Raw genomic sequence first — 13,711 nt, forward strand, 5'->3', positions numbered from 1 at the left:
TTTTCCTTTTTATCTCGCGCCCGGCCGATCATACACGTAAGCGCACAGGGTGCGAAATGTCAGCGTTCAAACAATGCCATGGATTCGACATGTGCCGTCTGCGGGAACATGTCCATAACACCCAAGCGCGCTAAGCGATAGCCACCCTGGGTTAAGGTTTGCGCGTCGCGGGCCAAGGTGGCCGGATTACAGGACACATAGAGCACGCGCTTAATTGCGCTGTCTGGCAGCTGTTCGCACACTTGCTGAGCCCCGGCACGAGGTGGGTCCAGTAGCAGCGCGTCGGCAGTGCCTAGCTCTGTTAACAAGTCCGACAGAGAGGTGCGAGTAAGATCGCAAGCACGAAACTGAGCTTGTGACAAACCATTGCGCTCGGCATTTTCGCGGCCCCGCTGTACCATGGTTTCCACCGCTTCTATGCCCGTCACCTCAACCCCGAGACTCGCCATCGGCAGGGTAAAGTTGCCCATGCCGCAAAATAAGTCCAGCACTTTTGTGCCTGGCTCGGCGTTTAGCCAAGTCATGGCCTGGCGCAACATTAACTGATTAATGTGCGTATTCACCTGAGTGAAATCGGCGGGATGAAACCCCAGCTCAAGTCCGTACTCGGGCAGAGGCAGGCTCAATCGCGGATCAACACTCTGGCCGTCTAAATCGATTAATAAACTGGGATCCTTCTGCGCCTGTAGCCATAGCTGCAGTTGATGCTCCTGCGCCAGCTCCCTAAGCGCCGCCAGCGCGTTATCGGGTATGGCTTGGGTATGGCGCAGAACACATGCCGGGCGCGCTTGCGTCGCGATTAAATCGATATGGGTGACGGCATACAACTGGAACTGCTGTAGCCATTTATTTAGAGGATCGAGCAGCGCTTCAAGCTCGTTTGCCAACACTGGGCACTGACGCAGATTGACCAATTGCTTATCGCGCCATTGCCGAAACCCCAGACTGACCTGTCCGGCCTTATCAAAGGTCACCCCGAGTCTGGCGCGAGTACGGTAACCATAGCTCTGTGCCACCAGGGGCTGGGCTATCTGCTCTGGTGCCGGCACCCCGGCGCGCGCCAGCTGGTTCAGCAACCCCTGTTGTTTGACTAAGGGCTGATGGCGGGCGTCCATAAACTGTAGCTGGCATCCGCCGCAGTGACCAAAGTGGCGACAGCGGGGCTCGACACGCTCGGCAGCAGGTTGCAGCACCTCAAGGCAGCGCGCCTCGCTGTAACGGGACTGATCACTGGTAAGACGCGCGCGCACCCGTTCGCCCTCAAGGGCTCCAGAGACAAAAACGGTCTTGCCATCCACACGGCCAATACCACGTCCGTCGTGGCTGGTCGCAGTGAGGTTTAGCTCAATGTCGCGCGCAACAAACTCGCGTGCAGGGCGCCGCGAGCGGTTAGGCTTGTGACGTTTCATTAAATAGGCCCGATGACAAATAGCGATCGCCGCGATCACAGACAATCGCCACAATCACCGCATTCTCGACCCGCGCGGCCAACTCCAGCGCAGCGGCTACCGCACCGCCCGACGAAACGCCCGAGAAAATACCCTCGCGCCTGGCCAACAAACGCATGGTTTGCTCGGCTTTGGCCTGCGACATACTGACAATTTCATCCACCCGCGACTCGTCGTAAATTGCCGGCAGATACGCCTGCGGCCAGCGGCGGATACCGGGAATACTGGCTCCCTCTTCGGGCTGCAGGCCTATAATCTGCACCCGCGGGTTCTTTTCTTTTAAATAGCGCGAGCAACCCATAATAGTGCCGGTGGTACCCATGGAGCTGACAAAATGGGTAACCCGCCCCTGGCTCTGCTGCCAAATTTCGGGGCCGGTGCCCCGGTAATGAGCTTCTGGATTATCCAGATTACCAAACTGATCCAGCACTTTACCCTCGCCCTCTGCCTGCATTTTTAGCGCGAGATCGCGAGCCCCTTCCATGCCTTCTTCTTTGCTTACCAAAATCAGGCGCGCACCGTAAGCGGCCATAGAAGCCTTGCGCTCGGCGGTGCTGTTATCCGGCATAATCAGGGTAAGCGGATAGCCTTTAATGGCCGCCACCATCGCCAGGGCGATTCCGGTATTGCCGCTGGTCGCCTCAATCAAACGATCTCCGGGTTTGATATCACCGCGCGCCTCGGCGCGGTTAATCATTGACAGCGCCGGGCGATCTTTTACCGAGCCGGCCGGATTGTTGCCCTCAAGTTTTAATAACAGGGTATTAGTACTGCCGGCATCCAGCAGACGTTGAGCCTTGACCAGGGGCGTATTGCCCACACAGGCTTCAATGGTAGGAAAATCCATGAGGACCTCTGACAACTTGCAGCGACGCGCAAAAGCCGACTATTCTAAGGAGCCGTCAAAAAAGTATCAATTGGCGATCAATGTCGCACTAATAGGTGATGGGGAAAATTAGGTGGCAAAGAAGCAACGTCAAGGCGGCCAGAACCTATTGGAGTACTGGGGCTGTTTCGAGCATTTCCAACCCAGCTCTGGGCACTTTGACAAAACAAACCGTTACTTAACTTTCCACCCACCCCACTAACAACCCCGTAAGAGCAATAATGAAAGCAAACAGCGTAAAATCCGAACTCTGGCGTCTTATCTTACTTCCTGCCATCAGTATCACGCTGTTGCTATCGGCAACCCTGACCCTGCTGTATATGAGTGCGCTGGACCGCTTTATCGACCAGCGCGGTCGCCTGCTGGCCGAAAAAACAGCGCATTTGGCTCACATCGCTATTCGCAACCACAATCCGCAAATGTTGCAGCAGGTTTTACAGTCGACCCTTGAAGAACCAATGATTCGTGCCATTCATGTGGATGATCATGAGCAGCAACAAAGCCAGCATTTTGGTCCCAGGTTTCTCGAAATCACCCAAAAGGCCCCCTCGCGGGAAGACTTGGCACAGATTGCCTACTCGGACTATACCGCGCGTTTTTCCTACCCAATCGTCAACGACCAGGGAGAGGACCCGGTGGGCAAGCTGGAGATTGAGCTGGCGCTTTCCTCTTACTGGGTCACCATTTACCAAACTCTGCTAATTGTGGTGTTAGCGACCACCGCCTGCCTGTTATTGGCGGGTTATTTTGCGGTTAAGCTGCATGGCAACATTGTTCGACCCGCCAATATTATCAATGCCGCCATAGGCAAACTAAGCGCCGGCCAGCTAGACACCCGAATTGAGGGCGAATTCGCCTATGAATTTCAACAGCTGGCACAAAACGTCAATACCATGGCGAGTATTCAGGAGCACGCTCAGCAAGATATGCAGCAACATATCGAGCAGTCCATGGACGATTTGCGCGAAACGCTGGAAACCATTGAGATTCAAAATATCGAGCTGGATATCGCGCGTAAAGAAGCTGTGGCGGCCAGCCAGATAAAATCCGAATTTCTCGCCAACACCAGCCATGAAATCCGCACCCCGCTCAACGGGATTATCGGCTTTACCAACCTCGCCATGAAAACCCCGCTGAACGACAAACAACGCAGCTACGTTCAGACCATTCATGACTCCGCGCAAAACCTGCTGACGATCATTAATGACATTCTCGATTTTTCAAAAATCGAATCGGGTAAAATTGTGCTGGACTATATTCCCCTGGCGCTACGGCAAGTGGTTGAATCCTCCGTCGACACCCTGGCTTACGAGGCCCAGGAAAAGAACCTGCAAATTCTCACCATTATCGACAACAATATTCCGCCGCAATTGATGGGTGACCCACTGCGCTTCTCGCAGATCATTACCAACCTGCTGGGCAATGCGGTTAAGTTCAGCAACAAGGGGACAATTATCATCGAACTTAGCCTTGAGCGGTTTGAAGAAAACCGAGTAACCCTAAAAGGTGCGGTAACCGATGAAGGTATTGGCCTGAACGAGGAGCAACAGCGCGAACTGTTCAGCGCTTTCACCCAGGCGGACACGTCTGTTTCCAGAGAATACGGCGGCACGGGACTGGGGCTGGCAATCTGCAAAGGCCTGGTAAACCGTATGAATGGTTCTGTAGGTGTAGACAGTGCGCCAGACAAGGGCGCCACTTTCTGGTTTACCGTAGAACTGGGAGTAGACCCCCATTTTGCGGCCACTGAGTACCACTATCTGCAGAACAAGCGGCTGTTAATCAGCAGCGATATTGAAGCCGGCTATCGTCAACTGGCAAGCCTTACTGAATCCTGGGGCGCGCAAACCAGCTGGATTCAATCGGTTCACGACATTTTCACCACCCTGCGCGGCGAGCAGCAATCGGGGCAGAGTTACGACTTGATTTTGCTGGATGTATCACCGGGCGAACGCCGCCTGCCGCTCGGGTTGCTGGACAATCTGGCCGAGCAACTGGAAAGCGAATTTGGCTGCAAGCTGATTATCTGCTGCACCGCCGGGCATAAAATGTTGTTCGCCCAACATGCCAGTAGCAGCACGATTGAATTTGTCACCAAACCCATAACCCAGGCGCACTTGCTACAAGCCTGCGGCCACGCCATGAACATGGATTTGGAGAACGGCGACGAACCCGCCACCGGCGAGCAGCCGGAGCAATATCATGTGCTACTGGTGGACGATAACGAAGCCAACCTGCAACTTGCCAGTGAATTTCTGCAAGATTTAAACGTTCGGGTAACCCAGGCTAAGTCTGGCGAGCAGGCCCTGCAAATGTACACCGACGGCGCTTTTGACCTGGTGTTTATGGATATTCAAATGCCGGGCATGGATGGTATGCAGACTACTCAGGAAATGCGCAAAATAGAAAGCGGCAAACGCACCCCTATTATTGCGCTCACCGCCCACTCTATGACTGAGCATAAAACTGATTTGCTGATTTCGGGTATGGACGACTGTATTCGTAAACCCGTTGCGCAAGATCAACTGGCACATATGCTCACCCGATGGCTGGGGCTAAATCAAAACCGAATCACTCCAGAACCACGAGTCATCGGTCTGGCTCCGCCTCCTCAAGCGATAGACAACAGTGGCCCGGTCAATATCAGCCAGTGTCTCGGGCTTGCCAATCAAAAGGCAGATTTGGCAAAAGACATGCTCTCGATGCTGATTGATAATTTGCACGAAGAAAAGAAAGCCATCAACGATGCGTTTCGCGCGCAAAACTGGGCAGTGCTGCAGGATTTAATTCACAAGCTCTATGGCAGCAGTTGTTACACAGGGGTGCCACATTTACGCGGTTTGTCGGGTTTGATCGACAAAACACTCCAAGCGCGCCAAACCGATGCCCTGGCGCCGATGATACGCAGCTTAAACACAGCCATTGACCAGTTAACTAAATGGCAGAAAAACACCAATATCGATAAGCTGTTTAACGCTTATGCTGAATAAAGAGTTCCCGTGAGCGCAAGGGTTTGCTGCCCAGTAGCGGTTGTAACAATTGGCGATTGGCAAGCTTGGCCGTTTTACGTGCTGTAGCCAAATCGAAGCGCTGCCCTGCCACCTGTAAGATGTGCTCACCGTAAAACAGCCCTGCCGTTTTTTCACCGGCCACAACCGGCACAAAACCCTGCTCTGTTTCCAGCCGATAATATGCATCAGCCTGAATTGGGCCTCCATCCCAGGCGGCTTCGCGCCAACTGATACCCACCCCTAACGCCAGCAACAGCGACATTTCAAAACGGCGCAATGACGGTTCAAGCGCCTCTTGCGCCACCAAAGACTCGATAGCCGTTTGATAGGCGGTAAAAATTTCCGGGTGGGGGTCGGCCTCGGGCAGCAAGCGGTGCAACAGTTCATTGAGGTATAGGCCCGAGTATAAACTAGCACCGGTTAAAAAATGCGGCTGCCCACGGGCCTCAAAATGAGTCATCAACAGCATACCGCCCTTGCCTTGCGCAGAGATTAGCAGAGGGATAAAAGGGTTGAGCAGGGAGCGCTGGGATTTCTTTTTTTGCCGCTGGCCGCGCACGACAGCCGCAACAATGCCATATTGAGGAGTAAAACAGTGGACTATAAAACTGGTATCGCGGTAAGGGCGAGCATGAATAATATACGCCGGTTGCAACTCGACCCGCTGCATAAGCTACAACCTTTACAGGTCGTCGTAACCTAAGCTGCGCAGTGCCCGCTCGTCGTCAGACCAACCAGATTTAACCTTAACCCAGAGCCGCAGCATAATTTTGCTATCCAACAACTTCTCCATATCAAGGCGCGCCTGCTGACCTATCTGCTTGATCCGGTCGCCCTTGTTACCGATTAAAATACGCTTCTGCCCGTCGCGCTCAACCAGAATAACGGCGCCAATATGCAGGGTGCGCCCCTGCTGTTTGTACTCTTCAATTTCTACCGCCATCTGGTGGGGTAGCTCGTCGCCCAGCTGGCGAGTAATTTTTTCACGAATAATTTCCGCCACCATAAACCGGGCGGAGCGATCGGTGATCTGATCTTCGTCAAAAAAATGCGGCCCCTCGGGGATATAACCCAGAATAACCTCCTGCAAGCGATCTAAATTAGTGCCGCGCAGTGCCGACATAGGTACGATTTGATCGGCATTTAATCGCTCGGACAATTTCTGCAAATGGGGCAGCAAAGTGTTTTTATCGTCAATTTTATCGATTTTATTCACCGCGAGAATAATTGGTGAACGGATAGCCTCGAGTCGCTGCGCCACCATTTCATCTTCTTCGGTAAAGGTTAAACGATCCACCACAAAGATCACCAAATCCACGTCTTTCATGGCGGAGCCAGCGGCGCGATTCATGTAGCGATTAATTGCACGCGGCTCATTCTTATGTAGCCCGGGAGTGTCTACAAAAACTATTTGATCAGCGCCATCGGTAAGAATACCGGTAACATTATTACGCGTGGTTTGCGGTTTGCGCGAGGTAATACTCACCTTCTGCCCCAGCAGATGGTTCAACAGCGTCGACTTGCCCACGTTGGGCCGCCCGACGATTGCCACATAGCCACAGCGGGTGGTTTGTTCAGACATAGTATTTTCCTAACTGACCCCAAGGCGCTTCAGCGCTTGCGCGGCGGATTGTTTTTCGGCGGCGCGACGACTGCTGGCGCGCGCACTTTCGGGAGTATCTAGCAGCGACACATGACACTCAACGGTGAACATTTGCGCGTGTGCCTCGCCAGCCACGGCCACCACCTGGTAATCCGGCAGCGGCTCGCGCCTGGATTGCAAATACTCTTGCAAGCGGGTTTTGGCGTCTTTGGCCGGGTTTTCCAAACTCAGGGCTTGTAAGCGTGAGTCGTACCACTGCAGTACCCGCGTGCGGCAGCTGGGCATATCTGAATCGAGATAAATAGCACCAATAATGGCCTCTACTGCATCGGCCAGAATTGAATCGCGTCGGTGGCCGCCGCTTTTCATTTCGCCTTCACCCAAGCTCAGGCACTCGCCCAACTCAAACTCACGAGCCAGCTCAGCCAGGGTTTCGCCTTTGACCATTTGCGAGCGCAGGCGACTCAATTGCCCCTCTCGGGCCTTGGGGAATTGTTCAAAGAGCGCTTCACCTACCAGGAAGTTGACAATCGAGTCCCCCAGAAACTCCAATCGCTCGTTGTTTGCTGCACCCACACTGCGATGGCTTAGGGCGAGCTGTAGCCGGGTTATGTCTTTAAACTGATAACCCAAGCGCTGTTGCAGACGTGTCAGTAAAATATCGCTCACTGGTCTTCAAGTTTCTCTGGGGCGTCACAGCATTCGTCCGGGAGACTGCTGTCCAGTACATTGTGAAAACTCAGCACCACATCGATGTTGGATATCAGAGGCACGCGAGTTTCGTATTTATTGACAATAATAATACCCTTACTGCTCTGTACAAACTCAAGCTCTTTAGCGCCAGCGCTGCGTACATTATTGATACTGAAGTAGCTGTTCAGCTTGCGGGTAATCTCGCCTTTACTCATGCGCTTGAGAGCTTCACCTTCGTCGGCCAGGGCCTTTAAACCGTTAACAATGTAGTAGTTTTCGGCATATACCGGTACCAGCTTGGCCGCACACAGGCCAAAAAACGCCACCACCATAATGACCAATAACCAACCTATGGACGACAATCCCCGTTGCGATGAACCTGTACGCATAGTCGCTATCCTCAGCTTAAGTGTTGTTTCGCTTTTACGATTTTTTGTCTGGCACTAGTCAATGGCACCAACACGGTCAAAACTGGGCAAACTGAACAGTGAATCCCAGTGCATCCATACCGCTACAGCTTTACCAACGATATGATCTTCCGGCACAAAAGGATCATCCCAACCGCGACTGTCGAAGCTGTTATCGCGGTTATCCCCCATCATGAAATAATGCCCCTCGGGTACAGTCCATAAGCCGTGGCGGCTGAATTGTCCGGGGCGCAGATACTTGCGCGAGGTGTAGGTGTGCTCTCCCAAGCTCTCCTCAACCAGCCGAAATTGCGGGCGCTGGGGCGGCAATACAGCCTGCAGTTTCTCGGGTACTGGCTCACCATTAACAAATAGCTCATGGTCGGTGTATTCAATGGTATCGCCAGGCAATCCGATTACTCTTTTAATGTAGTAAGTATCGGGCAAATGCGGTGGAAAAAATACCATTACGTCGCCGCGCTCGGGCTCATTTATGGGAATAACTTTTTTATTGATTACCGGCAGGCGAATGCCATAGGTGTATTTATTGACCAGAATAAAATCGCCAATATCCAAAGTTGGCTCCATTGAGCCCGAAGGGATTTGAAAAGGCTCGGCGACAAAGGAACGCAACACAAACACCACCAGTAGAACTGGAAAGAACGACTTGCTGTACTCCACCAGCGTAGGTTCGCGAGACGCTTCGTCTACCGCGCGGTGATACAACTTGCGGCTATCGCTGCCCTCTTCCCCCAGGTCTTTGCCATCAAACTGCGCCTTGGCGGCCGCTACTTTTTGCTTGCGCGGACCGGCCAATACCAATGCATCAAACAGCCAAACCAAGCCGGTAAAAAAAACCCCGATGGTTAGAATCAGGGGCAGGTTTATGTTTCCCATGTATTTGCCTTGTAATTAATTGTCTACCTGGAGCACAGCGAGGAAGGCAGACTGGGGAATTTCCACATTACCCACTTGCTTCATCCGCTTTTTACCTTCTTTTTGCTTTTGCAGCAGCTTTTTCTTACGTGAGGCGTCGCCGCCGTAACATTTTGCGGTTACATTTTTACGCAGCGCTTTCACCGTGGTCCGCGCCACCACGTTGCCGCCAATAGCCGCTTGAATGGCCACATCGAACATCTGCCGGGGAATCAATTCTTTCATCTTTTCGGTCAGGTTACGACCAATGCTCTGAGCGTGATCGCGGTGTACAATGAGAGCCAGGGCATCGACTTTATCGCCGTTAATCAACACATCCAAACGCACAAGCTTAGCCGCCTCAAAGCGCGCAAAGCTATAGTCCAGCGAGGCAAAACCGCGGCTGACCGATTTTAGGCGGTCGAAGAAATCCAACACCACCTCGTTCATGGGCATGTCGTAACGTACCGATACCTGATTACCCATGTAATGCATATCGCGCTGCACGCCGCGCTTTTCCACACACAGCGTAATCACCGCGCCCAAGTGCTCTTGCGGCACCAGGATATTCGCCTCGACGATGGGCTCGCGCATTTCATCAATGGTACCGAGATCGGGCAGCGATGAGGGGTTATCCACGTAGATGGTATCGCCCTTGGTGGTTACTACCTCATACACCACCGTCGGCGCGGTGGTAATCAGATCCAGATCATACTCGCGCTCGAGCCGCTCCTGGATGATCTCCATATGCAACATGCCGAGGAAACCGCAGCGAAAACCAAACCCCAAGGCGTCAGAACTTTCGGGCTCGAAAAACAGCGAGGCATCGTTCAAAGTGAGCTTTTGCAGCGCTTCGCGGAAGTTTTCAAAGTCATCCGAGCTGACCGGAAACATCCCCGCGTATACCTGCGGCTTAACTTTCTGGAAACCGGGCAACGCTTCGGTATCCGGGTAGCTGCTGGAGATAATGGTATCCCCCACAGGGGCGCCCTGAATGTCCTTAATGCCGGCAACAATAAAGCCTACCTCACCGGCTTTTAGCTCTTTAAGTTTGGTGAGCTTGGGGTTGAACACCCCCACGCTATCGACCACATGGGCCTTGCCGATAGATTTGGTAAGAATCTTATCTTTCACCCGCAAGGTGCCCTGAGTCACACGCACCAGAGACACAACCCCCAGGTAATTATCGAACCAGGAGTCGATAATCAGCGCCTGCAGCGGCGCCTCGCGATCACCGGTAGGCGGCGGCACCAGGCGCACTAGCTCTTCCAGTACATCTTCAATACCGAGACCGGATTTGGCACTACAACGCACCGCCTCGGTGGCGTCGATACCAATCACGTCTTCGATTTCCTGGGCGACGCGATCCGGCTCGGCCTGGGGCAAATCCATTTTGTTCAGTACCGGAATCACTTCCAGTCCCTGTTCAATGGCGGTATAGCAGTTAGCCACCGACTGCGCCTCGACCCCCTGAGCGGCGTCCACGACCAAAAGAGCACCTTCACAGGCCGACAGTGAGCGGGACACTTCATAGGAGAAATCCACATGCCCCGGGGTATCAATAAAGTTCAGCTGATAGGTTTGGCCATCGCGGGCTTTGTAGTCCAGGGTCACGCTCTGGGCCTTGATGGTAATGCCCCGCTCGCGCTCAATATCCATTGAATCGAGCACCTGCGCCGCCATCTCACGGTCGGTAAGACCACCGCACAGCTGGATAAAGCGGTCCGCAATGGTGGACTTGCCGTGGTCGATGTGGGCAATGATGGAAAAGTTGCGTATGTGGCTGATTTCTTTGGGATTAATACTGTCTGACATTCTGTCTCAACTCATGCGCCGGCGCAGTGCGCAGGCGGCGAAATGTGGCTTGCCGCACAGGTGTTAAAGCCTTACCACCGGCGGGCTGGTCAAAGGCGGCAAGTTTAGCTTATTTGCCCGGGCCATGCTATGACGCGCTTTCGCCCTGACGCTTGCGATTTGCTAGAATCGCCGCCAATCAAATACTACCGACCCAAGCGAACCGCACATGAATGCAAATACCCCCACCCTAGAGCTCGCCTGCGACCTGATTTCGCGCCAATCTGTCACCCCCGAAGATGCTGGCTGCCAGGCACTGATGATCGAACGATTAGAACGCATTGGCTTTACCGTCCACCGCCTGCGTTTTGGCGAGGTGGATAACTTTTGGGCGGTGCGTGGCGACTCTGGCCCATTGTTGGCTTTTGCCGGCCATACCGACGTGGTGCCCACCGGCCCCGCCGAGCATTGGCAATACCCCCCATTCGAACCTTGCATTGTTGATGGCATGCTCTGCGGCCGTGGCGCGGCAGATATGAAAGGCTCCCTCGCCTCCATGGTGGTGGCCTGCGAAGAGTTTATCGCCCAGCACCCCGAGCATCACGGCCGGATTGGCTTTTTGATTACCAGCGATGAGGAAGGTCCCGCCGACAACGGCACCGTAAAAGTGGTGCAATGGTTAGAAGATAATGGCGAGAAAATGGACTGGTGCATTGTGGGCGAGCCCTCTAGCACCGATAAGCTTGGCGATGTAATCAAGAACGGCCGGCGCGGCTCGCTGGGCGCCGAGCTGAGCGTAAAAGGCGTGCAAGGCCATGTGGCCTACCCGCACCTGGCGGAAAACCCTATTCACACTCTGGCACCGGCCTTGGCCGAGCTGGCGAGCACCGAGTGGGACAAGGGGAATGACTTCTTTCCCGCCACCAGTTTTCAGGTGTCCAACCTTAACGCTGGCACAGGCGCTACCAACGTGATTCCCGGTGAAGCTCACGTGATATTTAACTTTCGCTTCTCCACCGAGGTTACCGAAACCGAGCTGCGCGAGCGCACTGAGGAAATTTTAAATCGCCACGGACTCAATTATGAAGTCAATTGGAAACTGAGCGGTCAGCCATTTTTAACCGCCGAGGGCTCACTGGTAGACGCGGTGGTGCAAGCCGTTGAAAACACCACCGGTTATAAGCCTCAGCTGTTGACCACCGGCGGCACCTCGGACGGGCGCTTTATTGCCCCCACCGGCGCCCAGGTGGTAGAGCTTGGACCGCGCAATGCCACCATTCACAAGGTCGATGAGCGTATCAGTGCCGCAGATTTAGAACTGCTGACCCAGACTTATCGACGCACCCTGGAATTATTGCTGACGTAGATTATCAGCTACGGCAGCGGCGCTGGCATACAGGCAAAGCTCGGGGCAAAAGCCGAGCGCCGCTGGTATGATGACAAAAAATTTCTCGATAGGGATTGATCGTGCGTTTATCGTCCGTGCTCTGGCCTCTGTTTTTTCTCAGCCACTGGCTTTTGTGTGGCTTTATTGCCTGGCACCTGTTCGCCAAGGTGGATTTTGCCTACCCGCTCGCCTACCAGGCCCTGAACATAGAAGAACACATCCAAACCTACGGCCCGCAAAATCGCTACCGCGACGGCTTTGCCAATACCGATGAAGCGCAACACCTAAGGCTATTTGCCGAGATTAATCAGGCGATTCATCAAGATCCTGCGGCCCTGGCAGACATTACCTATACCACCGAGGCGGGAAGCGCCGAATTGCTGCTGCGCCGGGATGAGGTTATTCATTTGCAGGATGTAGCCCGCCTGGTAGAGGGCGTTTACACCCTGGGCTGGGCTTGCCTCGCGCTAAGCTTGCTCAGCGTTTTAATCTTACACTTCAGGCGCAGTCCGCTACCGCGCGCGCGAAATATCATTGCGGTGTTTACCGGCGTCATTAGTCTCGCCTGTATAAGTGTCTTGTTGATCGGCCCCAAAAAGGTGTTTTACACATTGCACACCTGGGTTTTTCCTCCGGATCACCCGTGGTTTTTTTACTACCAGGACTCCCTGATGACCACTCTGATGAAAGCCCCTGACTTGTTCGGTTTTATTGCCGTGTTGTTATTGCTGCTGTGGATGGCTCTGTGGGGTATTAGCTTACCGATATTGGTGCGCCTGTGGCGCTGAGTAAACCGAGAGATTGAATTTATGATCATTAAAAATGAAACCGTCGATATTCCCACCCCCACCGGCACCATGCGCACCTACGTGTATCGCCCGGCAGCCGAAGGACAGTTTCCGGCGGTGATTTTTTACTCCGAGATTTTCCAGCAAACCGCGCCTATCGCCCGTTCGGCCGCCATAATGGCGGGCCACGGTTTTGTCGTGCTGGTTCCCGAGGTGTTTCATGAGCTCAACCCGATAGGCACAGTATTAGCTTACGACGACGCGGGAAAAGATAAAGGCAACCAGGATAAGTTCACCAAGCCCTTAACGGATCACGACAGCGACACCGCCGCTATGCTGAGCTTTTTGGATGACAGTGATTACTGCAATGGCCATGTGGGCAGCATGGGAGTCTGCATCGGTGGCCACCTGGCATTTCGCGCGGCACTCAACCCCCGTATCCAGGCGGCGGCCTGCCTGTACGCCACCGATTTGCACTCCAACACCTTACCTGCGACAGAATCAGATCAAACCCTGGCGCGCTGCGCCGATGTCAAAGGCGAGCTGATGATGATCTGGGGGCGCCAGGACCCTCACGTGCCTGACACAAACCGCGCCGACATCAACCAGGCGCTGCGCACCGCCGGATGCAATTTTACCTGGCATGAATTTAACGGCCAGCACGCCTTTATGCGAGATGAAGGTGAACGCTATGACGCAGAACTGGCCCTAAACGCCTACCGTATGTCGGTGGACTTGTTTCGACGCACGCTTAATTAAGCTGCGCCAGTAGCTGTTTC

The 13,711-nt window shown here is 53.8% G+C and carries 12 protein-coding genes; 4 read left to right on the forward strand and 8 right to left on the reverse strand.

The genetic code is table 11. The annotated features are described in order from the left end of the window. Positions 1–59: 59 nt before the first annotated feature. Positions 60–1,409 (reverse strand): 23S rRNA (uracil(1939)-C(5))-methyltransferase RlmD, encoded by a 1,350-nt coding sequence (gene rlmD / locus NHM04_RS04365; RefSeq protein ID WP_254265824.1) that lies wholly within the window; start codon positions 1,407–1,409, stop codon positions 60–62. Continuing rightward, a complete protein-coding gene (cysM, locus tag NHM04_RS04370; RefSeq protein WP_254265825.1) occupies positions 1,390–2,295 on the reverse strand; it encodes a cysteine synthase CysM in 906 nt (301 codons plus the stop codon). Before cysM ends, rlmD begins: the two co-directional genes overlap by 20 nt. A gap of 260 nt (positions 2,296–2,555) precedes the next feature. On the opposite strand from cysM, the gene NHM04_RS04375 reads away from it, so the two are divergent. Continuing rightward, positions 2,556–5,324: a response regulator gene (locus NHM04_RS04375; protein ID WP_254265826.1), complete on the forward strand. Its 2,769-nt coding sequence runs from the start codon at positions 2,556–2,558 to the stop codon at positions 5,322–5,324. Here NHM04_RS04375 and recO read toward each other — a convergent pair. Genes recO through lepA form a run of 6 tightly spaced genes read right to left on the reverse strand, consistent with a single transcriptional unit; the run spans position 5,305 to position 10,778 of the window. Further along, positions 5,305–6,015, reverse strand: a complete 711-nt coding sequence (gene recO / locus NHM04_RS04380) for a DNA repair protein RecO (RefSeq protein ID WP_254265827.1) — start codon at positions 6,013–6,015, stop codon at positions 5,305–5,307. The genes NHM04_RS04375 and recO overlap by 20 nt on opposite strands. A 12-nt stretch (positions 6,016–6,027) precedes the next feature. Beyond that, complete coding sequence (era, locus tag NHM04_RS04385; protein WP_254265828.1) at positions 6,028–6,927, reverse strand: GTPase Era; 900 nt, start codon at positions 6,925–6,927, stop codon at positions 6,028–6,030. A 9-nt stretch (positions 6,928–6,936) separates the two neighbouring features. After that, positions 6,937–7,617, reverse strand: coding sequence for a ribonuclease III (rnc, locus tag NHM04_RS04390; protein ID WP_254265829.1), 681 nt, complete (start codon positions 7,615–7,617; stop codon positions 6,937–6,939). After that, positions 7,614–8,030 (reverse strand): DUF4845 domain-containing protein, encoded by a 417-nt coding sequence (locus tag NHM04_RS04395; protein WP_254265830.1) that lies wholly within the window; start codon positions 8,028–8,030, stop codon positions 7,614–7,616. The genes rnc and NHM04_RS04395 overlap by 4 nt, the downstream gene beginning before the upstream one ends. Positions 8,031–8,084: 54 nt before the next feature. Then, positions 8,085–8,945 carry a signal peptidase I gene (lepB, locus tag NHM04_RS04400; RefSeq protein ID WP_254265831.1) on the reverse strand — a complete coding sequence of 287 codons (861 nt, stop codon included), beginning with the start codon at positions 8,943–8,945 and terminating at the stop codon, positions 8,085–8,087. A gap of 15 nt (positions 8,946–8,960) precedes the next feature. After that, on the reverse strand, positions 8,961–10,778 hold the full coding sequence (gene lepA, locus NHM04_RS04405) for a translation elongation factor 4 (protein WP_254265832.1): 1,818 nt from the start codon (positions 10,776–10,778) through the stop codon (positions 8,961–8,963). 208 nt (positions 10,779–10,986) lie between these two features. Between lepA and dapE the strand changes: the two genes are divergently transcribed. The 3 genes from dapE (at position 10,987) to NHM04_RS04420 (ending at position 13,691) form a co-directional block, all read left to right on the forward strand. Beyond that, positions 10,987–12,123, forward strand: a complete 1,137-nt coding sequence (gene dapE / locus NHM04_RS04410; RefSeq protein WP_254265833.1) for a succinyl-diaminopimelate desuccinylase — start codon at positions 10,987–10,989, stop codon at positions 12,121–12,123. 101 nt (positions 12,124–12,224) lie between these two features. Further along, complete coding sequence (locus NHM04_RS04415) at positions 12,225–12,932, forward strand: DUF1461 domain-containing protein (RefSeq protein ID WP_254265834.1); 708 nt, start codon at positions 12,225–12,227, stop codon at positions 12,930–12,932. Positions 12,933–12,953: 21 nt separating this feature from the next. After that, positions 12,954–13,691 carry a dienelactone hydrolase family protein gene (locus NHM04_RS04420; protein ID WP_254265835.1) on the forward strand — a complete coding sequence of 246 codons (738 nt, stop codon included), beginning with the start codon at positions 12,954–12,956 and terminating at the stop codon, positions 13,689–13,691. Positions 13,692–13,711 lie beyond the last annotated feature (20 nt).

This window comes from Gilvimarinus sp. DA14 (assembly GCF_024204685.1).
In the GTDB taxonomy this organism is placed as follows: domain Bacteria; phylum Pseudomonadota; class Gammaproteobacteria; order Pseudomonadales; family Cellvibrionaceae; genus Gilvimarinus.